A 21,471-nucleotide genomic window follows, 5' to 3' on the forward strand; every position below is an offset into this window, starting at 1 on the left:
GGCACCGCACGACGACCGGAGGTGGCATTGTGAGGGGGGTGATCGGGGTGGACGTAGCTCGCGTTCGCGGGCTGTACCCGACACTGGCAACCCGGACGGCGCAGCTGGACGGCTCCTTCGCCGCGCTGCAGCCGGAATCGGTGATCCGCGCGGTCATCGCGACCCTGCGGTCGGCCCCGGCGCAGCCCGGTTCGCGCTCCGGCCGGTCGCAGCAGTCCGCCACCCGCGTGCTCCGCGCCCGGCGTGCCGTTGCGGATCTGGTGAAGGGTCGCACCGAGGACGTCGTCCTCGGCCACAGTGCCGCCTCGCTGCTGCAGCGCTTCGTCGTCCTGCTCGCCGGCGACTGGCAGCTGGGCGACGAGATCGTGGTCAATCGAGCCGACGCCGACCTGGTCGCCCAGCCCCTGCTACGCGCGGCCCGCAACCGCGGCGTCATCGTCAAATGGGCCGAGGTGGACCTCGACACCGGTGAGGTCCCGGCCTGGCAGTACGAGGAACTCGTCACCCGCCGCACCCGCCTGGTCACCGTGTCGCTCGCCAACCCCGCGACCGGGGCCCTGCCCGACGTCCGTGCCATCGCCGACATCGCCCACCGCCGCGGTGCCCTCGTCGTCGTCGACGCCGGCGCGTCGCCCCCGTACACGGCCCTGGACCTCGAGACCCTCGGCGCCGACCTGCTGGCGGTCTCCGCTCCCGTCTTCGGCGGCCCCACCGTCGGCGCCGTCGCCGCGCGCCCCGGACTGCTGGCGGAGCTGACCGAGACCGAGGACGTGCCGACCCCCGGTCCGCACTTCTTCGAGACCGCGCCGCTGCCGGTGGAGCTTCTGGACGGGCTGACCGCAGCCGTCGATCACCTCGCCGATCTCGACGAGCACGCGACGGGTAGCCGGCGGGAGCGGCTTGAGGCCTCGGCCACCGCCTCGCTGGACTACACCGGCGAGCTCTACCGGCGCCTCGACACCGCACTGCGCGCTCTGCCGGGGGTCACCGTCCTCGGAGCGGCGGAGCGCCACTTCCCGATCGCCGCCTTCACCGTCGCCGGACGTCGCCCCGACGATGTGGGCGCCTTCCTGCAGCGCAACGACGTCTCCGTCTGGACCGGTGACCCCGGCGTGGCCGAGGTGCTGCGCGCCTTCGGAGCCGACGAGTACGGCGGTGCCGTCTTCTTCGGCCTCATGCCGCACACCAGCGCCATCGAGATCGACCAGCTCGTCGACGCCCTCGGCCGCTTCACCGGCAGCTGACCCCGGCCCCGGCTCAGCGCACCTGCAGCAGCACCTTGCCGATGTGCGCGCTGCTGTCCAGGACGCGGTGCGCCTCGCCGGCGTCGTCCAGGGGGAGCACCCGGTCCACGATGGGGCGGACCTGACCGGCCTCGATCATCGGCCAGACGGCGCTCTGCGTTGCGGCGACGATGTCGGCCTTCATCGCCGCCGGCCGGGCCCGCAGTCCAGCGGCGTGCACCGTCGCGCGCTTGGTCAGCAGCGACCCCAGGTTGAGCTCGCCCTTGGCGCCGCCCTGCATGCCGAGCACGATCAACCGGCCGCCGGTGGCGAGGGCGTCGACGTTGCGCGGCAGGTACGAGGCGCCCATGTTGTCGAGGATGACGTCCACGCCGCCCCCGTCGGTACGGGCCTTCACCACCTCGACGAAGTCCGCGTCGCGGTAGTTGACGGTGACGTCGGCACCGAGGTCCCGGCAGAAGTCCAGCTTGGCGGCGGTGCCGGCGGTCGTGAAGACCTCGGCACCGCGGCCGTGGGCGATCTGGATCGCCGCCGTGCCGATGCCGCTGGAGCCGCCGTGGACCAGGAAGCGCTCACCGGGCTGCAGCCGGCCCGCCTCACTGCCGAAGACCATGGACCAGACCGTGCAGGTCACCTCGGGCAGCGCCGCGGCGTGCAGCAGCGAGACCCCCGCCGGCACCGGCAGCAGCTGCCCCACCGGCACCGCGACCTTCTCGGCGTAACCGCCGCCGGCCAGCAGTGCGCAGACCTCGTCGCCGACCTCCCAGCCGGCGACGGTCTCGCCGACGGCCGAGATGACGCCGGAGCACTCCATGCCCGGGATGTCCGAGGCCCCCGGCGGCGGCGGGTAGAAGCCCTGGCGCTGCAGCAGGTCGGCCCGGTTGATGGCGGTCGCCGTCACGTCGACGATCACCTCGTCGGACTTCGGGGTGGGGTCGGGGACCTCCTGCACCGAGAGGACGTCAGGACCGCCGAACTCGCTGATCACCACTGCGCGCATGTCTCCGACCCTAGTGTCGCGGCAGCCTGTCTCGGATCTCAGACGGTGTGTCGGCTGGCTGGTGGCCGGCCGGTGCAGGCGCGACGCTGGGGCGATGCAGGCTCTCGCCCATTCCGTCACCGTCGGCACCGGTCCGCTCACCGAGGACGACGTGGTCGCCGTCGCCCGCCACGACGCGCCGGTCGCGCTCTCCGCCGAGGCGACGGCGGCGATCACCGCCGCCCGGGGCGTGGTCGAGGCGCTGGCCGACGACGTCGAACCGCACTACGGCATCTCGACCGGATTCGGCGCGCTCGCCACCAAGCACATCCCGGCCGAGCAGCGGGCGCTGCTGCAGCGCTCGCTCATCCGCTCGCACGCCGCCGGCAGCGGTCCCGAGGTGGAGCGGGAGGTCGTTCGCGCCCTCATGCTGCTGCGGCTCTCCACCCTGGCCACCGGACGCACCGGGGTCCGGCCGCAGACCGCGGCCGCGCTGGCCGGGCTGCTCGAGCACGGCATCACCCCGGTCGTCCACGAGTACGGCAGCCTCGGCTGCTCCGGCGACCTCGCGCCGCTGTCGCACGTCGCCCTCGCCTTGCTCGGCGAGGGGTCCGTCCGCGACGCCAGCGGGGTGCTGCGGCCGGCAGCCGAGGCCCTGGCCGCCGCCGGACTGCAGCCGGTCGTGCTGGCCGAGAAGGAGGGCCTGGCGCTGGTCAACGGCACCGACGGCATGCTCGGACAACTGCTGCTCGCCTGCCACGACCTCGACCTGCTGCTGCGCACCGCGGATCTCACCGCGGCGATGAGCGTCGAGGCGCTGCTGGGCACGGCGCAGGTCTTCGCCGCCGATCTGCAGGCGCTCCGACCGCAGCCGGGGCAGGCGGTGGCGGCCGAGAACATGCGCCGGCTGCTCGCCGACTCGCCGATCATCGCCTCGCACGCCGGGCCGGACTGCGTCTACGTCCAGGACGCGTACTCGATGCGCTGCGCGCCCCAGGTCGCCGGCGCGGCCCGCGACACGCTCGCCCACGCCCGCATGATCGCCGGCCACGAGCTCGCCAGTGCCGTGGACAACCCGGTGGTGACCCCCGACGGGCGGGTCGAGTCCAACGGCAACTTCCACGGCGCACCGGTCGCCTACGTCCTGGACTTCCTCGCCATCCCCACCGCGGACGTCGCCTCGATCAGCGAGCGGCGCACGGACCGGATGCTGGACGTCGCCCGCTCCCGCGGCCTGCCGCCGTTCCTGGCCGACGATCCCGGTGTCGACTCCGGGCACATGATCGCCCAGTACACGCAGGCGGCGCTGGTGAGCGAGCTCAAGCGGCTGGCCGTCCCCGCGAGCGTGGACTCCATCCCCTCCAGCGCGATGCAGGAGGATCACGTCTCGATGGGGTGGTCGGCGGCGCGCAAGCTGCGGCGCGGTGTCGACGCGTTGAGCCGGGTGCTGGCCATCGAGCTGCTCACCGCCGCGCGCGCCCTGGACCTCCGTGCCCCGCTGCGTCCCGGACCGGCCACCGGGGCCGTGGTGACCGCGCTGCGCGAGACCGTGGCCGGGCCGGGACCGGACCGCCACCTCGCCCCCGAGATCGAGGCCGCAGTGGCCTTCGTCCGCTCCGGGGCCGCCGTCGCCGCCGCCGAGACCGGGCTGGACGGCCCGTTGCGCTGAGGACGTTCGACCAGGTTGTGCGCAGTCCTTCGGTCACTGCGTGCCGCCGCCGGATTGACTCGCCGACACCCCGGGCATCCTCTGCTCGTGTCGACGGGAAACATCACCTTCGAGTGGCGCCAGGGCGTGCCGTGGCTGCTCCTTGCCGGCGACGTCGACATGCGCGCCGCCCACACCGCCACCGACGCGGTCATCGCGCGCTACCGGACCGACGGTCCGCTCTACGTCGACGTCCGAGACGTGACCTTTCTCGATTCCGTGGGCCTGGGGCTGCTGCTGCGGCTGCGGCAGGTGGCCGGCGAGGTCCGACTGGTCGAGCCGTCCCGGCAGGTCACGCGGCTGCTGCACCTCTGCGGCGTCGACCCGCTCTTCACGCTCGAACCGCTCGCCGCCTGAGCGGCGCACCTGCCACCACAGGGCCAGGTCAGACCAGCACACGGCGCAGGAACTCCACCTGTTCGGTGCACGACGTCTCGAACACCTCACCGACGTAGATGTCGAAGTGGCCGACCGGGAACGAGCGGACCTCGGCCCGCGGGGCCCGTCGGGCCACCTCGTGGACGGCGGCGACCGGGGCGATGTTGTCCTGCTCGGCCACCACGACCAGGATCGGGCACTTCACCCGGCTCGCATGGCGCACCGGTCGGTTCAGCGGGACCCGGAGCAGGCCACGGGCCAGCATCTCGTTGCGGAACGTGGGCCCCGCAATTTTCCGGTAGCCGGCCTCGGCCCCCTCGGCGGAGATCACCGCGCCGGAGCCCGGCGCCCCCACGATCGGGACGGTGACCGGCTCCCGGTGTCGCGCGGCGCGGGCGAGGTCGCGCAGCGCCGCAGCCGTGGTCGCCAGCCCCTTGCGGGGGCCGTCCGAGCGCTGTGTGCCGATGAGCGCGGCGAGGCCGTCCATGGCCGCGCCCTGGCTGATGACAGCCGCGATGCGCTGGTCCGCCGCAGCCACCACCACCACGTGGCCGCCGGAATAGGACGAGCCCCAGACCACGATCCGGGACGGGTCCACGCCCCGGCTGGCCCGGGCGAAGGCGACGGCCGCGTGATAGTCCTCCCGGTGCCGCCGGTGGTCGACGTCCTGCCTCGGCTCGCCCGCCGACGTGCCGAAGCCCCGGTAGTCGAAGACGAGGACATCGCAGCCGGCCGCCGCGAAGCGCTCGGCGAAGGGCAGCAGACCGGCGTCGCGGGTGGCCCCGAAGCCGTGGGCCATCACCACGCAGGGGCGTCCCCGCGTGGTGGTGAGGTCGTCGTTGCCCGCCTGCAGGTACCAGCCCTCGCAGCGCGTGCCGTGGCTGTCGAAGCCGACGGTCTCCATGCGCCTCCCGTCCGGACCGTCACGCCAGGGACGGTGCCGTCACTGATTCGCGTCGATCCGCCCTGTCGGTTCTCCCCGGTGGAGCAGCGCCGCCACGGCGGGCAGCAGCGCGAGATCGATGGGGAGCCAGGCGACGCCGTCCAGCTCGCCGGCCGCGAGCCAGCGCAGCGCGTCATGATCCTCGATCGCCCGTGGTTCGCCGTCGATAAGCTCGGCCGCATACAGCGCCAGCCGGATACCGCTGCCGGTTGCGACGTCCAGCAGCGCACCGACCCGCACCGTGACGTCGAGCTCCTCGCGGCACTCCCGGACCAGCGCTCGCGCCGGGGTCTCGCCGGGTTCGATCTTGCCGCCGGGGAACTCCCAGCCGCCGGCGAGGCGGTGCTCCGGAGCCCGGCGGGCAGCCAGGACGGTCCCGCCGCGCAGGATCGCGGCCGCAACCACCTCGACCGGTCCGGCGGCGTCGGTCACGGCGCCCGCGAGCCGCGCTCGCGCTCCTGCTCGCGCAGCTGGTCCAGGTCCTTCAGCCGGTCCAGGCCACGCAGCGGCTGGGCGATGCGCTGGTTGCCCTGCAGCCGCTCCCGGTTGCGATCGAGGAAGGCCCAGTACCCCGCGGTGAAGGGGCAGGCGTCGTCGCCGACGCGGACCTTCGGGTCGTAGCGGCAGCCGCCGCAGAAATCGCTCATCCGGTCGATGTAGGCACCGCCACCGGCGTAGGGCTTGGTGGCCATGACACCGCCGTCGGCGTACTGCGACATGCCGACCACGTTCGGCACCATCACCCAGTCGTAACCGTCGACGAAGGACCGGTGGAACCAGTCGGTGACCCGGGACGGACGCCAGCCCCGCTGCATGGCGTAGTTCCCCAGCACCATCAGGCGCGGGATGTGATGCACCCACGCGTTCTGCGCGATGTTGCGCAAAGTGGCGGAGAGGCAGGCGGCATCCACCGATTCGTGATCCAGCTCGGCGAACCACTTCGGCAACGCGCCCGTGGCGCCGAGCTCGTTGCGCTGCCGGTAGGAGCGTGGCTGCTGCCAGTACAGATGCCAGACGTAGTCACGCCAGCCGATGATCTGCCGGACGAAGCCCTCGGCCGACGCGATCGGCACGTCGCCGTCCCGGTAGGCCTGCTCCGCCCTCGCGACGACCTCGACCGGGTCCAGCAGGCCGAGGTTGAGCGGCGCGGAGAGCAGCGAATGCGACATCCAGTCGTCCCCGGCCAGCATGGCGTCCTCGAAGCTGCCGAAGGTGGGCAGCCGATCGGCGACGAAGCGGCGCAGCACCTTCAGCGCCTCACGCCGGGTGGCGGCGAACCGACGCGGGCCGTCCTCGCCGATGAAGCTGACGTCCCCGTCACGCTCCCAGCGATCCAGATCCCGGCGGACCTCGTCGTCGATCTCGTCCTCGGTCGGCCACCAGGGCTCGGGGACGCCGAGGGTCGCCTGCCTGGGCGGCGGCTGGCGGTTGTCGTGGTCGAAGTTCCAGCTCCCGCCGGCCGGTTCGTCACCGTCCATCAGGATGTCGAGACGACGACGCGCACCGCGGTAGAAGTCCTCCATCAGCAGCCGCTTGCCGTCGCGCGACGTCGCCCAGGTGGCGAAGTCCTCGAGCGAGGTGGCGAAGCCGCGCGGTGGCAGCACCGTCACGTCGAGCTCCGAGACGAAGTCCAAGGCCTTGTGCGACGTCGGGTGGCAGACCGACAGCTGGTCGCGGGTCGAGGCGACGACCTCGCGGTAGGTGTCGGCTCGGACGTAGCGGCACTGGTCACCGAGCTCGGCGGCACGGTGCCGCATCGCCGACAGCACCAGATGCGCCTTCTGTCGGTGGAAGCGGCGGCGGCGGAAGACCGAGCGCGCCTCCACCATCAGCACCGGCTGATCGGAAGAGTCGAGGAAGTGACGACCCAGCTGGTCGCCGAAGAGCCAGCGTCGGTCGGTCACGCCGGTGATCTACCCGGATTCGTCAGCATCGCCACCAGCTCGCGGGCGGCCGTGAGCGAACCGACCAGCGGATGCAGCGCGAAGGCCCGCAGCACCGCCTGCTCGTCGCCGGTCTCGGCGTAGCGCGCCGCCTCCCGCTCGCAGTCGCGGACCGCCGTCATCAGCGCCGCCTGGTGAGGGGTGGGTGCGGCGACGGGCAGGGCGGTGGCGCCGGTCGGATCGACCAGGCACGGCACCTCGACCACGAGGTCGGGGGGCAGTCCCGGCACCGCGTCGCCGGCCGGCACGTCGAGGATCATCCGCTGCGGCGGGGTCCGTCCGGTGAGGGCTCCGACCGCGGCCGCCGCCACCGTCTCGTAGCCGCCCGCGGCGACGTCGGCCTCGTCGCGAACGTCGTCCCGGAGCTCGGCGAAGTAGCTGCGGTTGCGCTCGTCGTTGGCCGCCTGCCAGAGCTCGCGGGCGCGGCTCGGCTCAGCCGCCGCCGCGGCGTAGAACGGCCGCTGCTGATCGCGGACGTGCTCGGCCCGGGTCCGGCCGGCCTCCCGCACCCCGCGCAGCGCCTCGTCGTGGGCGTAGTACCAGTAGAGGTACTCGTTGGGGACGGCGCCGAGCGCGGCGAGCAGCTCCGGACCGAAGAGCCGGCCCTCCTCCGTCGCCGCGATCGCGGTCGGGTCGGCGAGGAAGTCGGGCAGGCGATCGGCGCCGGCCACCTCGACGCCGCGCAGCCAGCCCAGGTGGTTGATGCCGAGGTAGTCGACGCCGGCGGCGATCGTCCCCGGCGGGCCGGCCACCGCGACCCCGAGCGCGGCGCAGACGCGGCGCAGCAGCCCGGTCGGCGAGTCGCAGATGCCGAGCACCCGCGGTCCGAGATGGCGCGCCATGACCTCGGTGACGATGCCCGCCGGATTGGTCATGGTGAGGGTCCAGGCCCCGGGGGCGCGCCGGGCGATGGCGGCGGCCTGCTCGGCCACCACCGGCAGCGAGCGGAGCGCGTAGGCGAGACCGCCGGCACCCACCGTCTCCTGACCGAGCAGGCCGAGCTCCAGGGCGCATCGCTCGTCGTGGACACGGCCGTCCACGCCGCCGACCCGGATGGCGCTGAGCACGATGTCGGCACCGTCCAGGGCCGCGTCCAGCGAGGCCTCGACGACCACGGGCGAGCCCGCCAGGACAGCCGCGATCACCCCGGTCCGGACGGCATCGACGTCGTGGAGGACGACGGCCTCGGGCTCGAAGGGTGCCAGGGCGTCGACGATCAGCGGGACGCGGAATCCGCCGCCACCCAAGACAGCGATGCGCACGACGCCTAGCCTAGAGCGGATGTCCGATTCCGCCGATTCCCCCGGTGCGGTCTTCGACCTGCTGCTGCAGGGCACCGTCTTCCTCGATGTCGTCCTCACCGGCCTGGAGTCCCCGCCCGCCCGTGGCGCCGAGGTGCTCGCCGCGGGCATGGGCTCCTGTCCCGGCGGCATCGCCAACCTCGCCATCGCCGCGAGCCGGCTGGGTCTGTCGACGACACTCTCGGCGGCCTTCGGCGACGACGTCTACGCCGACTTCTGCTGGACGACGCTCGCCGAGCAGGAGGGCGTCGACCTCACCCCGTCGGCCCGCTTCCCCGGCTGGCACACGCCGGTGACGGTCTCGATGGTGCTCGACCGCGACCGGGCCATGGTCACGCACGCGCACCCGTCGCCGCTGCCCCCCAGCACCCTCGTCGAGGGTCGCCCCGAGGCCCGCTTCGGCTTCGTCCACCTCGAGCCGGAGCCGCAGATCTGGGTGGCGCAGGCCGCTGCCACCGGCATGAGGCTCTTCGCGGACGTGGGCTGGGACCCGGACGAGCAGTGGTCGCCGGCGATGCTGGACCAGCTCGAGCACTACTACGCCTTCGTCCCGAACAGCGTCGAGGCCATGGCCTACACCCGCACCGACGACCCGCACGACGCCGTCCACGCCCTCGCCGACCGGGTCCCGGTCGCCGTGGTGACGTGCGGGGGCGAGGGTGCGATCGCCGTCGACGGGGAGACCGGAGAGGAGGCCTGGGTGCCGACGTTCCCCGTCAACGCCCACGACCCGACCGGCGCCGGCGACGTCTTCGGCGCGGCTCTGGTACTGGGGACGAAGCACGGCTGGCCGCTGGAGCGCCGGCTGGCCTTCGCCAACCTCTGTGCCGCGCTGTCGGTGCAGTACGTCGGCGGCTCGCTCGCGGCGCCGGGCTGGGGCGACATCGTGGACTGGCTCGCGGGCGTGCGCAGCCGGGCGGCGAGCTCCACCACCGCCGCCGAGGTCGCCGCCCGCTACGCCTTCGTCGACGAGGTGGCACCGGCCGAGCACGCCTCGGTGCGACGGGCGAGTGCCACCATCGCCCGGACGTCGGACGCCTGACATACCCTTCCCGCTAGACAAAGCATGGAAAGCGCCGATCAGGAGGCCCGATGACGACCACCACCCGCCGACAGTTCCTCGGTCTCACCGGGGGCGCGGCCCTGGCCGCCGTGCTGGCCGCCTGCGGCTCGAACAGCGGACGTGGCTCGAGCGGGTTGGTGCAGTGGTACCACCAGTACGGCGAGGCCGGCGTGCAGCAGGCGGTGAAGCGGTACGCCTCGTCGTACCGCAAGGCCGACGTCCAGGTCGTCTGGACCACCGGTGACTACGACCGCAAGGCGGCCGCGGCACTGCTCAAGGACGGCGGCCCGGATGTCCTGGAGTTCGGCAACGGGCCGTCGATCGACCAGATCAAGGCGAAGCAGGTCGTCGGACTGACCGACCTGCCGGGCGACGCGCGTTCGGACTTCAACAAGCAGATCGTCGATCGCATGACCTACGAGGGGACGCTCTACGCGATCCCGCAGGTCATCGACATGCAGCTGCTCGTCTACCGCAAGAGCCTGCTCTCGGCCGCCGGCCTCGACGCCCCCACCACCGTGGACGAGCTGATCGCCGCAGCCAAGGCGCTGACGACGAAGGACCGCAAGGGACTCTTCGTGGGCAACGACGGCGGTGTCGGCACGCTCGTCGGCCCGGCACTCTGGTCGGCCGGCCTGGACTACCTCACCGATGGCACCACGATCGGCTTCGACGATCCCGCGGCGGCGACCTCGCTGAGCAAGCTGCGCACCCTCTTCAGCAGCGGCTCGCTGCTGCTCGGTGCTCCGGCGGACTGGTCGGACCCGTCCGCCATCGTGCAGGGGTTGACGGCCATGCAGTGGACCGGACTGTGGAACATCCCCGTGCTGCAGAAGAAGTTCGGCGACGACCTCGGCGTCGCGCCGTACCCGAAGCTCTCGGACTCCGTCGGCGCACCGAGCGTTCCCATCGGTGCCTACGGTTCGGCCGTCAACGCCAAGAGCAAGCACATCGACGAGGCGAAGGCCTACGTGAAGTGGCTCTGGGTGGACAACGTCGCCGACCAGCTGGATTTTGCGCAGAGCTACGGTTTCCACATTCCGGCACGGAACAGCCTCGTTCCGAAGGCCAAGGGGCTGCAGACCGGGACCGGCGCGGACGCCGCACGCTTCGCCAAGGACTACGGCAAGGCGCAGACGCCGCTGCTCTGGACCCCGGCATCGCAGACCGCCTACCAGGACGCCGTCAGCCGCATCATCAAGGACGGCGCCAACCCGAGCTCCGAGCTGCGCGCCGTGATCAGCAAGGCGAACAGCGAGCTCAAGCGCATCGGTCGTTGAGACGATGACGGCGCCGTCGTCCCTGCGTCGCCGGCTGCTGGGCGTGCAGGACCGCAACCTGTGGTTCTGGATCTTCGTCGGGCCCTTCGTGGTCGGCCTGGTGATCTTCGTAATCGTCCCGATCGCTTGGTCGGTGTACCTGTCGTTCTTCTCGGCGTACAACACGGTGACGCCGACCGAGTTCGTGGGTCTGCGCAATTACGCAGATCTGCTCGAAGACTCCGCCTTCCGTGACAGCCTGCTGACCTTCGCCGTCTTCGCGCTCTTCATCGTGCCGGTGACCTTCGCCGGCTCGCTCGGCCTGGCGCTGTTGATCAACCGGGCGCGCTGGGGCAAGTCGTTCTTCCGGTCGGTCTTCTTCCTGCCGGTGGCGTGCTCCTACGTCGCCGCCGCGCTGATCTGGAAGCTCTCGATCTTCTCCGGCGTCCGCTTCGGCCTGGCCAACCAGGTGCTCGGGGCCGCGGGGGCCGACCCCATCGCCTGGCTCTCGGTGACGCATCCGCCGTGGTACTGGCTGGTCATCGTCACGGTGCGGCTCTGGCTGCAGCTCGGCTTCTACATGATCTTGTTCCTCGCGGGCCTGCAGCGCATCTCGCCCACGCTCTACGAGGCGGCTGCCCTGGACGGCGCCCGCAGCGGTTGGCAGACCTTCCGCCACATCACCTTCCCGCAGCTGCGCGGGACGTCGGTGGCGGTGGTGATCCTGCTGCTGGTGAACGCCTTCCAGGCCTTCGACGAGTTCTACAACCTGCTCGCCTCGTCGAGCGGCTACCCGCCCTACGCCCGGCCACCGCTGGTGTACCTCTACTACATCGCGCTGGGGGATCAGCAGGATCTCGGCCATGGCAGCGCCGGCGCGGTCATCCTCGCCGCGATCATCGGCATCGTCGCGCTGCTGCAGGGTCGCTTCGTCGGCTTCGGCGAGGGGTCGGCACGGGAGGAGCGGCGGCTGCGACGTGCGGCCCGGCAGACCCGACAGGCGGCAGCCTGATGGCCCGCCTCGCCCGGTCGCCACGGGAGCGTCTCGGCTCGGTGCTGCGCTACGTCCTGCTCGTCGGAGCGACCGTCCTCTTCCTGACGCCGTTCTACCTGCTGCTGCGCAACGAGCTGGCCACGGACGCCGACATCACCTCGCCGGACTGGAAATTCGTGCCGAGCTCGCTGCGGTGGTCCAACTTCAGCGAGCTCTTCGACGACCCGGCCGTCCCCATGCTGCGGAGCCTGCTCAACTCCGTGATCGTGGCGGTGGCCCAGACGGTGGGGACGCTCGTGCTCGCCTCGCTGGCCGGGTACGGCCTCGCGCGCATCCCGTACCGGTTCGCCCGCGCCGTCTTCGGGCTCGTGCTGGCGACGCTGCTCGTCCCCGCCGCGGTGACCTTCGTGCCCAGCTTCATCGTGGTCTCCAGCCTCGGCTGGCTCGACACGTTCCGCGGACTGATCATCCCCGGCCTCTTCTCCGCGGTCGGCGCGTTCCTGTTCCGGCAGTCGTTCCTCGGCTTCCCGTCCGAGATCGAGGACGCAGCCCGCGTCGACGGCCTCGGCTACTGGGGGACGTTCTGGCGGATCGTGGTGCCCAACAGCAAGGCGGTCTTCGCCGCGGTCGGGACGCTGACCTTCGTGGCCAGCTGGAACGCCTTCCTCTGGCCGCTCATCATCGCCCAGGATCCGGACTCGTGGACGGTGCAGCTGTCGCTGTCCACCTTCATCACCGCGCAGACCGTCAACCTGCACGAGCTCTTCGCCGCCGCGACGATCTCCATCATCCCACTGCTGCTGGTCTTCCTCGTCCTGCAGCGCTACCTCGTGCAGGGCGTCGAACGCAGCGGCGTCAACGGCTGACCTAGCATCGAAGCCATGCACCTGGCGACCACGGACGAGGCCAACGCCCTGCTCGAGCGCGATCCCCTCGCCCTGCTGATCGGCATGCTGCTGGACCAGCAGATCCCGATGGAGAAGGCCTTCACCTCGCCGGAGGTGCTCCGCGAGCGACTCGGCGTCGAGCGCCTCGACGCCCGTGAGCTCGCCGCCTACGATCCCGGGCAGCTGGAGGAGATCTTCCGGACTCCGCCGGCGCTGCACCGCTTCCCCGCCGCCTTCGCCAAGCGGACGCAGGCGCTGGCCCAGCTGCTCGTCGACGAGTTCGACGGCGAGGCCGAGAACGTCTGGCAGGGCGCGGCCGACGGCAAGGATCTGGTCAAGCGCATCGGCACCCTCCCCGGTTTTGGCGAGCAGAAGGCCAAGATCTTCGCCGCGCTGCTGGGCAAGCAGTTCGACGTCCGCCCCACCGGTTGGCAGGAGGCGGCCGGGGACTACGGCAAGGACGGCCACCGCTCCATCGCCGATGTCGTCGACGACGACTCCCGCAAGGCCGTCCGCAGCTACAAGCAGCAGATGAAGGCGGCGGCGAAGGCCAGCGCCACGAAGTAGCAGCCGACGCCCCTCACCCCACGCGACTCCGAGCGAAAGCGGTCGGAAGTCCCTTCTGAGCGGCCCGACCAGCACATATGCTGGCGCCCGCGTTAGATCCGCGTTGGGATGAGGAGCACCGTGCACGAAGTTTCCAGACGCGCCGTACTGGGTGCCGGCGCAGCCGTCGCCGGGCTGGCGGTCACGGCCACGAGCGCCTCGCCGGCCGCGGCAGCAGCCCCGGCGCCCGCCCGGCTGCTCCGGCGATCGCACTACGCCAAGCTCGTCGGTCGCCAGTTCCTGGCCGTCGACGACGCCGAGCGACGCCGCATCCGCTTGGTCGCCGTCGCCAGTTCCCCGCACATCACGCGCGCCCGGCAGCAGGACAGCTTCACCCTGGTCTTCGTGCCGGTGGACGGCCGGCAGCTCGACGACGGCATCTACCGGCTGCACCGGGCCGGCACGCAGACCAGTGAGCTCTTCCTCTCCGGCGTGGGCGGTGGGATCAGCGTCCAGGCCGTGATCAACCGGATCACGGCGACATGACGTCGTCGCTCACGCCGGCGCTCAGGTCGCCGGGCGTGACGCTGCGACCGGCGGTCGCGGGGGACGAGCCCCTCCTCCGCGCGCTCTTCGCCCAGTCCCGCGAGGAGCTGACGGTGCTGCCGCCCGAGCTGCGCGCGCCGCTGCTCGACGTCCAGTACCGCGCCCGCTGCCACCAGTACGCACAGACGCATCCTGCGGCGCGGTGCCTCATCCTCGTGGCGGACGGGATCGACGCGGGGCAGCTGCTCCTCGACGACGCCGGCGCCGAGACCCGGATCGTCGACCTCACCGTCGCCGTCGAGCACCGCGGCCGCGGCATCGGCACGGCCGCCGTCGCTCACGCCCTGGACCTCGCCGCAGCTCGCGACACCCGCTGCACCCTCGCGGTCTGGTCGGCCAATCAGCCCGCCCGAGCCCTCTACGAGCGACTCGGTTTCGTCTACCTGTCCACCGGCGACGGCTACCTGCACATGGCCGCCGCCCCGGCAACGAGAGTCCTCGCATGAGCAACCCCTACGTCGGCGAGATCAGGATGTTCGCCGGCAACTTCGCCCCCCAAGGTTGGCTGCTCTGCCAGGGCCAGCTGCTCGCGATCGACGACTACGACACGCTCTTCAACCTGATCGGCACGACCTACGGCGGGGACGGCGAGACCAACTTCGCCCTGCCGGATCTGCAGTCCCGCATACCGCTCCACGCCGGGACCGGGGGTGGCGACAGCTATTCGCTGGGCCAGACCGGTGGACAGGAGACGGTGCAACTCACCACGGCGCAGCTCCCCGCGCACTCCCACGCCCTCGCCGCGAACTCCACGCCGGGGACGACGTCGAGCCCGGCGGGAGCGGTGGCGGCCGGCTGGACGCGCGCCGGCTACAGCACCGCGGCCGCGACGGTGGCGATGAACTCGACCTCGATGGTCGCCACCGGCGGCAGCCAGCCCCACGACAACATGCCGCCGTACCTCGTCGTCAACTTCATCATCTCGCTGTACGGCATCTACCCGAGCCCGACCTGATCGGAGGGACGCCATGGGCGATCCTTACCTTGCCGAGCTGAAGCTCGTCTCCTTCAACTTCCCCCCGAAGGGCTGGGCGTTCTGCAACGGCCAGCTGCTGCCGATCAACCAGAACCAGGCGCTCTTCGCGCTCCTGGGCACCCGGTACGGCGGTGACGGGGTCACCAACTTCGCCCTGCCCGATCTGCGCGGGCGGTCACCGATCCATCAGGGCCAGGGCATCAGCGTCGGCACCAGCGGCGGGGAACGGACCCACACGCTGACCGTCAACGAGATGCCCGCCCACAACCATCAGGTCCGGGCACAGTCCACGGCCGGCACCGGGGTACCGACCGGTGCCGTCCTCGCCGCCAGCCCGGACGCCAACTACGCGACGGCCCCCAACACCCTGATGTCCTCGGCCACCGGCTCGCAGCAGGGATCGGGACAGCCGCACGAGAACCGGTCGCCGTTCCTCGTCCTCAACTGGATCATCGCCCTCACCGGCGTCTTCCCCAGCCAGAACTGACCCGGCGGAGCCTGACATGACCGACCCCTTCCTCGGCGAGATCCGCGCCTTCGGCAGCACCTTCGCCCCGTCCGGCTGGGCCCTCTGCAACGGGCAGCTGGTACCGATCTCGCAGAACACCGCCCTCTTCTCGCTGCTCGGCACCAACTACGGTGGCGACGGCAAGAGCACCTTCGCGCTGCCGAACCTCATGGGGGCGTTCCCGATCCAGCAGGGCCAGGGCGCGGGGCTGAGCGCCTACTACCTCGGCGAGTCCGGCGGCGAGCAGAGCGTGACGCTGCTGAACAGCGAGATGCCCAACCACTCCCACACACCGCAGGCCAGGGACGGCAGCGGCAACACCGGCAACCCCGCCGGCGCCGTCCCCGCGCGCGCGAGCTACGGCCGCGGCACCACGCAGTGGTACTCCACCGCCGCCCCGGACGTGCTGATGCACCCGCTCTCCAGCGAGGTCGTCGGCGGCGGGCAGCCGCACAACAACATGCCGCCGTTCGTCTGCGTCACCTTCATCATCGCGCTGCAGGGGGTCTTCCCGCCCCGTCCTTGAAGCCGTAGATGCAACGCCACAGGCCCCGTCACGACGATCGTGACGGGGCCTGTTGTGCGTGGCGCGCCGAGCCTCAGCGCGTCCGGACCTTCACCCGGTGCAGGGTCGTGCCGATCTTGACTCCGAGGTTCCAGTACGTGTGCGAGCGCATGCCCTTGTTCATGGTGACGGCAAGGGTCCAGCGCCCCGAGCCGGCCTTGCGGAACGAGGTGCCGGTCGGGCCGGGCTTGCGCGGGTAGACGGCTGCGTCGTAGTAGTACGGCCGCGAGTCGGCGAAGACCACGAGGGTGTACGTCCGGCCTGGCTTGATGTTCCACGCACCCTTGCTGTACGACGCGCCCTGCAGCTGGATCCCGGCCACGCGGTAGCTGCCCGTGACGGTCCGCGTGTTACCGGCACGATCGGTCGCGGTCGCACGGTACGTGGTGGTGCCGCTGGCTCCGCCACGCACCGTGAGCGTGCAGCCGGCGATTCCGGAGAGCGCGTCCTTCGCCTTGCAGCGCGCCTTCGGCGCGGTGCCGTAGTAGGTGGCCCCGTTCCGAACTCCTGCGACGCTCACCGACGGTGCCGTGCGGTCCACGTCGATGCCGCGGACGGTCACCGTCGCCATGCCACCGTCGGTGGCGCGGATCGTCCTGGTCACCGACTGCGCCGCACCGTCGCGGCTGAAGGTCACGGCCGCCGGGCAGGGACCGGTGAGCGGTGCTCCGGAGCTGGTGCAGCGGAAGGTGACGGTCACCGGGGACCGGTACCAGCCGTACTTCGTGCGCGGCGTGCCGGACGAGACCGACGCGGTGATGGTCGGGTCGCGGCGAGCCACCGAATCGGACGAGCCGGTGAAGTGACCGTCCCCGGAGTAGGTGACGGCGACCTGCCGAGCCGCACCGGAGGGCACCGTGACGTCGAGGACGGCGGTCCCGCCCGTCACCGTCGCCGAGCCGACCGACTTGCCGGCCACGTAGAAGGTGGCGGTGCCGGTCGGGTCGCCGACGCCCGGGCTCACCGGCGTGACGACGGCACGCAGCTCGTCGGAGCGCACGGTGAGCGCCGTCGTGGTGGCGGCCTTGTCCACGACCTGCGTGACCGAGCCCGTCGAGGCGCCGTAAACCGTCGTGTCCGACGGGGTGAAGGCGGCCGTCACGGTGTACGAACCCGGCTCGAGCGGCTTGTTCGACGCGTTCAGCAGGGCGGGGCTGGTCGCCTTGCCCTGACCGTCCACCGCGACCGGTGACCCGATATTGCGCGATCCGATCGCAAACTGCAGTGTGCCCGCGGGGTGAGTCGATCCGGCCGCGACGACTGCGGTGACGGCGACGGACTGGCCGTAGACCGCACTGCTCTGCGCGGTGAGGCTGGTGGTCGTCGCGACCGCAGCGATGTCGAGGTCGTCGGTCATCGTCGGCGCGGCGGACCAGGTGCCGTTACCGGCCTGCGTGTAGCTGACCCGGCAGTGGCCGACGTGGTCGAAGCTGACCTTGCCGTCGGAGAGCGAGCAGGCGCTGTTGGTCGTACCACCGCCGTCGATCGCGATGGTCACCGGCAGTCCGGAGGTGGCGGTGGCGGCAGGGGTGTACGACCCCCCGACGACCGGGGACGTCGGCACGGTCGAGGTCTTCGTGATCGTCTGCGTCCGAAGCGCCACCGTCAGCGTGAACGCCTGCTGCGAGCTGCCGTTGGCGTTCGTCACCGTGACGGTGATGGCGTAGCTGCCCGAGGTCCCGTCCGCCGGGGTACCGGCGAGGGTTGCGGTGCCGTCCCCGTTGTCGGTGAACGAGACCCCGGACGGCAGCGTGCCCGTCTCGGTGATGGACCGGGCGGGAGGGAACCCGTCGGACGTGGTCACGGTGAAGCTGCCGGCCGTGCCGACCGTGAAGGTCGTCTTGTCGGCGCTGGTGATGGCCGAGGTCTCCTTCACCGTCAGGGTGAAGGCCTGCGTCGCGGCGGGGCTGACGCCGTTGGCCGCGGTGAGGGTGAGCGCGTAGGTGCCACCCTGACCCGGCGCGGGCGTGCCGGTAAGGGTTGCGGTGCCGTCCCCGTTGTCGGTGAAGGAGACCCCGGCCGGCAGCGTGCCCGTCTCCGTGATCGTCCGCGCCGTGGGGTAACCGGCCGAGGTCGTCACGGTGAAGCTGCCGGCCGTGCCGACGACGAGGCCGGCGTGGTCGGTGCTGGTGATCGTCGGCGGCGCGTTCACGGTGAGGACGAAGCTTTGCGTGGCGGCCGGCGCGATGCCGTTGTCCGCGGTGAGGGTGATCGCGAAGGAGCCGGAGGCGGTCGGGGTACCGCCGAGGGTGGCGGTCCCGTCACCGTTGTCGGTGAAGGTCACCCCTGCCGGCAGCGTGCCGCTCTTGGTGAGGGTCACCGCTGCCGGTTCGCCACCAGCGGTCGTCACGGTGAAGGCCGCCGCCGTGCCGACGCGGAAGGTGGCGTGGTCGGTGCTCGTGATGCGCGCCGGCTCGGTCACCGTGAGCGTGAAGGTCTGCGAGGCGTCCGGGGCGATGCCGTTGCTTGCGGTGAGGGCGAGCGTGTACACGCCACCGCTGCCGGCATTCGGGGTTCCGGCGATCGTGGCGGTGCCGTCGCCGTTGTCGGTGAAGGTCACCCCGGCCGGCAGCGTCCCGGACTTCGTGATCGTGGTGGCGGCCGGGTTGCCGGCCGCCGTGGTGACGGTGACGCTGCCGGCCGCACCGACCGAGAGCGTGGCGTGGTCGGCGCTGGTGATGCGCGGCGCCTGCCGGACGGTGAGCGTGAAGCTCTGGGTGGCGCTGGCCGCGGTGCCGCCGGAGGCCGTCGCCGAGACGGTGAGCGGGTAACTGCCCCCGGTACCCGCGGCGGGCGTGCCGGCGAGGGTCGCGGTGCCGTCCCCGTTGTCGGTGAATGTCACCCCGCTCGGCAGCGTTCCGGTCCTGGTGAGCGAGGTGCTGGTCGGGTAGCCCGCCGTGGTGGTGACGGCGAAGCTGCCGGCCGTCCCCACCGTGAAGGTGGTGTGGTCCGCGCTGGTGATGACCGGCGACTGGTCCACGAAGAGCGTGAAGGACTGGCTGGCCGACGGGCTGAAGCCGTTGCTCGCCTTCAGGGTGAAGGTGTAGCTGCCACCGCTGCCCGCCGGCGGCGTGCCGGTGAGCGTGCCGGTGCCGTCGCCGTTGTCGGTGAGGGTGAGCCAGGCCGGGAACTGGGCGCCGGTCCGCGAGAGCGTCGCGTTCGGCACGCCCGAGGTCGTGATCGAGAAGGAGCCCGCGGCCCCCACCCGGAACCTGCTGTTGTCCGCGCTGGTGAAGGCGGGCGCCGTGCCGACGCGCAGCGTGGCCGCGGTCGTGGTGGCGGTGCCGGCGCTGTTCGTGAAGACCGCGCGGTACTCGTTGCCGTCCTCACCGGCGGTCGCCGTGTGCGTGTAGCTCGTCGAGGTGGCGCCGGAGATGTTCGAGAACGTGGTGCCGTCGGTGGAGACCTGCCAGCGGACCGTGGGCGTCGGGACACCGCTCGCCGCCGCGCTGAAGGTCACCGACGTCCCTGGCTGCACCGTCTGGTCGCTCGGGTTGGTCGTGACCGCAGGCGCCTGGTTGACCTGGACGGTGAGGCTCTGCGAAGCGTCGGGGCTGATGCCGTTGGTCGCACCCAGCGTCACCGGATAGGTGGCTCCTGACCCGGTCGGGGTGCCGGCCAGCGTGGCAGTGCCGTCGCCGTTGTCGGTGAAGGTGATGCCGGCCGGCAGCGTGCCGGACTCCGTGATGGTCGAGACGGTCGGATTGCCCGAGGTGGTGACCGTGAAGCTGCCGGCCGTCCCGATCCTGAAGGTGGCGGTGGCCGGGCTGGTGAAGCTGGGCGCCTGGCCAACGGCCAGGGTGAGGGTCTGCGTCGCGTTGGGGCTGACGCCGTTGTTCGCGGTCAGGTTGAGCGGGAAGTTGCCGCCGGCGCCGCTGGGGGTGCCCGAGATCGTGGCGGTGCCGTTGCCGTTGTCGACGAAGCTCAATCCGGTGGGCAGGGTGCCGCTGCTGCTGATCGCACTCGCCGGATAACCGGTGGTCGTGACGGTGAAGCTGCCGCTCTGTCCCGTGGTGAAGGAGGCGCTGTTGGGGCTGGTGATCGCGGGGGCGCGGTTCACCGTGAGAGCGGCGGTGGCGGTGGCGTTGTCGAAGCTGACGTTGACCGGGTTCGGGCCCGAGACCGTTCCCGAGTGGTAGTCGATGGCCGCCTGTCCGCTGCCGAGGGGAGCGGAGTGGCTGCCGGGACTCGAGGTGACGGTGGCGTCGCCCGCCGGATCGGCGAAGGTGAGGGGGAGGGTCGCGAAGGCGTCCATGTTGGAGGCACCGACGTCCGTACCGGCCGAGTCCACCCGCAGCGATCCCGTCACCGTCGCGGTGGCGTTGGGTCCGACCACGGTGGCCGGGCTGGCCGACGCGGTCAGCACGAGCCGGGGGCTGATGGTGATGCTGCCGCCGGAGCCGCCGACGGTGTCGCAGCCGGAGTTGTTCGGCCCGGCGTTGCAACCCCACCAGTTGTCCGTGGCGTTGCTGCTGCCGCCGGACTGGTAGACGGCGGGGACGCCACTGTTGCCGGAGATCCGGTTGTAGTGCAGCGTCGCGGTCGCCGCGGAGTAGATGGCCGCACCCACCGAACTGGAGCCCGCGATCGCGTTGCCGGTGAAGGTGCTCTCGGTGACGGTGAGGCTGCCGCTCGGCTGGTAGATCGCGCCGCCGGTGCCCGGCTGGGCACTCGGTCCGGAGGCGGTGTTGTTGCTGAACCGCGAGTTGCTGACCGTGTAGGTCGAGCTGGGCGTCCCCTGGACGGCGACGGCGCCACCGCTGGTGCCGGAGGATCCGCTGTTGCTGACCGCGTTGTAGGTGAAGGTGCTGCCGGTGATCGAGGCCGAGTCTGTGCTCGGTCCGTTCACCGACTGGTAGAAGATCGCCGATCCGCTGGTGTTCGACTGGTTCTGCGTGAAGGACGAGTTCACGACGGTGAGGCGGCCGCCGTACATCTGGACCCCGCCACCTGGCTGGTACTCGCCGACGGCGGTGCTGTTGCTGACAACCACATTGCTGAGCGTGAGGGTGTCCGGCGTCGCATTGGTGTCACTGCCGGCGAGGATCGCGCCACCGCCGAAGTCGCCGTTCCAGCCGTTGGTGAGCGTCAGGTTGGTGAAGGTGGTGCTGACGCCGCCGGCGAAGTCCTCGTCGATGTTGAAGATGCGGCTGGCGCTCTTGCCGTCCAGCACGGTGCTGCCGCTGCCCGCGCCGGCGATGGTGACGCTGTTACCGGAGCCGCCGAGCTTGAGCTCGCCGTTGTCCAAGGAGTAGGTGCCGCCGGGGACGTTGATCGTCACCGTCCCGCCGATGTTGTTGGCCAGGCAGGTCGCCTCGCGCAGGCTCAAGGTCGGCGGCGGCGTGGTGATGGACGAGCTGCCGCAGGCGCCGGCGTTGGTCGCCGTGTCGCTGGTGGTGTTGACGTTCAGCGTCGTGGCGGCGTTGGCCGGGGCGACGTTGACGACGGCGTCGATCGACAGCGCGAGCGCCGCAACGGTGACGACAGAGACGATCCGGCGGCGGGGCAGGCGCATGCGACATCCTTGGTCAGGCGAGCGGGTGCGACCAGTGCACCCACAAACTCACGCAG

The 21,471-nt window shown here is 71.6% G+C and carries 19 protein-coding genes; 13 read left to right on the forward strand and 6 right to left on the reverse strand.

The features are described from left to right. Window positions 1-47: 47 nt before the first annotated feature. Window positions 48-1,244: an aminotransferase class V-fold PLP-dependent enzyme gene (locus tag AC0NZQ_RS02685; RefSeq protein ID WP_474528095.1), complete on the forward strand. Its 1,197-nt coding sequence runs from the start codon at window positions 48-50 to the stop codon at window positions 1,242-1,244. 13 nt (window positions 1,245-1,257) lie between these two features. On the opposite strand, the gene AC0NZQ_RS02690 is transcribed toward AC0NZQ_RS02685, so the two are convergent. Beyond that, complete coding sequence (locus AC0NZQ_RS02690) at window positions 1,258-2,244, reverse strand: NAD(P)H-quinone oxidoreductase (RefSeq protein WP_474528096.1); 987 nt, start codon at window positions 2,242-2,244, stop codon at window positions 1,258-1,260. A 94-nt stretch (window positions 2,245-2,338) separates the two neighbouring features. Here AC0NZQ_RS02690 and hutH point away from each other — a divergent pair, with 94 nt between their 5' ends. Together hutH and AC0NZQ_RS02700 are read left to right on the forward strand one after the other, a co-directional pair. Then, window positions 2,339-3,892: a histidine ammonia-lyase gene (gene hutH, locus AC0NZQ_RS02695; RefSeq protein WP_474528097.1), complete on the forward strand. Its 1,554-nt coding sequence runs from the start codon at window positions 2,339-2,341 to the stop codon at window positions 3,890-3,892. A gap of 87 nt (window positions 3,893-3,979) precedes the next feature. Then, complete coding sequence (locus AC0NZQ_RS02700) at window positions 3,980-4,288, forward strand: STAS domain-containing protein (RefSeq protein ID WP_474528098.1); 309 nt, start codon at window positions 3,980-3,982, stop codon at window positions 4,286-4,288. 28 nt (window positions 4,289-4,316) lie between these two features. Here the strand turns inward: AC0NZQ_RS02700 and AC0NZQ_RS02705 are convergent, their stop codons facing one another. The 4 genes from AC0NZQ_RS02705 to AC0NZQ_RS02720 are packed head-to-tail and all read right to left on the reverse strand — an operon-like array spanning window position 4,317 to window position 8,457. Next, a complete protein-coding gene (locus tag AC0NZQ_RS02705; RefSeq protein WP_474528099.1) occupies window positions 4,317-5,213 on the reverse strand; it encodes an alpha/beta hydrolase in 897 nt (298 codons plus the stop codon). A 39-nt stretch (window positions 5,214-5,252) separates the two neighbouring features. After that, entirely contained in the window at window positions 5,253-5,684 is a 432-nt protein-coding gene (locus AC0NZQ_RS02710) for a (deoxy)nucleoside triphosphate pyrophosphohydrolase (protein WP_474528100.1), read from the reverse strand. Further along, on the reverse strand, window positions 5,681-7,156 hold the full coding sequence (locus AC0NZQ_RS02715; protein ID WP_474528101.1) for a cryptochrome/photolyase family protein: 1,476 nt from the start codon (window positions 7,154-7,156) through the stop codon (window positions 5,681-5,683). Before AC0NZQ_RS02715 ends, AC0NZQ_RS02710 begins: the two co-directional genes overlap by 4 nt. After that, window positions 7,153-8,457 (reverse strand): family 4 glycosyl hydrolase, encoded by a 1,305-nt coding sequence (locus AC0NZQ_RS02720; RefSeq protein ID WP_474528102.1) that lies wholly within the window; start codon window positions 8,455-8,457, stop codon window positions 7,153-7,155. Before AC0NZQ_RS02720 ends, AC0NZQ_RS02715 begins: the two co-directional genes overlap by 4 nt. 19 nt (window positions 8,458-8,476) lie before the next feature. Here AC0NZQ_RS02720 and AC0NZQ_RS02725 point away from each other — a divergent pair, with 19 nt between their 5' ends. From AC0NZQ_RS02725 to AC0NZQ_RS02770, 10 genes are all read left to right on the forward strand, one after another. Then, complete coding sequence (locus AC0NZQ_RS02725; protein ID WP_474528103.1) at window positions 8,477-9,538, forward strand: PfkB family carbohydrate kinase; 1,062 nt, start codon at window positions 8,477-8,479, stop codon at window positions 9,536-9,538. 50 nt (window positions 9,539-9,588) lie between these two features. Next, window positions 9,589-10,839 (forward strand): ABC transporter substrate-binding protein, encoded by a 1,251-nt coding sequence (locus tag AC0NZQ_RS02730; protein ID WP_474528104.1) that lies wholly within the window; start codon window positions 9,589-9,591, stop codon window positions 10,837-10,839. A 4-nt stretch (window positions 10,840-10,843) separates the two neighbouring features. Next, window positions 10,844-11,830, forward strand: a complete 987-nt coding sequence (locus tag AC0NZQ_RS02735; RefSeq protein WP_474528105.1) for a carbohydrate ABC transporter permease — start codon at window positions 10,844-10,846, stop codon at window positions 11,828-11,830. Further along, window positions 11,830-12,678: a carbohydrate ABC transporter permease gene (locus AC0NZQ_RS02740; protein WP_474528106.1), complete on the forward strand. Its 849-nt coding sequence runs from the start codon at window positions 11,830-11,832 to the stop codon at window positions 12,676-12,678. The genes AC0NZQ_RS02735 and AC0NZQ_RS02740 overlap by 1 nt, the downstream gene beginning before the upstream one ends. A 15-nt stretch (window positions 12,679-12,693) precedes the next feature. Continuing rightward, entirely contained in the window at window positions 12,694-13,266 is a 573-nt protein-coding gene (locus tag AC0NZQ_RS02745; protein WP_474528107.1) for an HhH-GPD-type base excision DNA repair protein, read from the forward strand. A 120-nt stretch (window positions 13,267-13,386) separates the two neighbouring features. Next, window positions 13,387-13,791 (forward strand): DUF6916 family protein, encoded by a 405-nt coding sequence (locus tag AC0NZQ_RS02750; RefSeq protein ID WP_474528108.1) that lies wholly within the window; start codon window positions 13,387-13,389, stop codon window positions 13,789-13,791. After that, window positions 13,788-14,297, forward strand: coding sequence for a GNAT family N-acetyltransferase (locus tag AC0NZQ_RS02755; protein WP_474528109.1), 510 nt, complete (start codon window positions 13,788-13,790; stop codon window positions 14,295-14,297). Before AC0NZQ_RS02750 ends, AC0NZQ_RS02755 begins: the two co-directional genes overlap by 4 nt. Then, window positions 14,294-14,806 carry a phage tail protein gene (locus AC0NZQ_RS02760; RefSeq protein WP_474528110.1) on the forward strand — a complete coding sequence of 171 codons (513 nt, stop codon included), beginning with the start codon at window positions 14,294-14,296 and terminating at the stop codon, window positions 14,804-14,806. Before AC0NZQ_RS02755 ends, AC0NZQ_RS02760 begins: the two co-directional genes overlap by 4 nt. Before the next feature lie 13 nt (window positions 14,807-14,819). Then, window positions 14,820-15,314, forward strand: coding sequence for a phage tail protein (locus AC0NZQ_RS02765; protein ID WP_474528111.1), 495 nt, complete (start codon window positions 14,820-14,822; stop codon window positions 15,312-15,314). Between the two features lie 16 nt (window positions 15,315-15,330). Further along, entirely contained in the window at window positions 15,331-15,861 is a 531-nt protein-coding gene (locus tag AC0NZQ_RS02770) for a phage tail protein (RefSeq protein WP_474528112.1), read from the forward strand. Window positions 15,862-15,934: 73 nt separating this feature from the next. Here the strand turns inward: AC0NZQ_RS02770 and AC0NZQ_RS02775 are convergent, their stop codons facing one another. After that, window positions 15,935-21,415: a beta strand repeat-containing protein gene (locus AC0NZQ_RS02775; protein ID WP_474528114.1), complete on the reverse strand. Its 5,481-nt coding sequence runs from the start codon at window positions 21,413-21,415 to the stop codon at window positions 15,935-15,937. Window positions 21,416-21,471 lie beyond the last annotated feature (56 nt).

It is taken from the genome of Jatrophihabitans sp. sgz311053, from assembly GCF_056135305.1.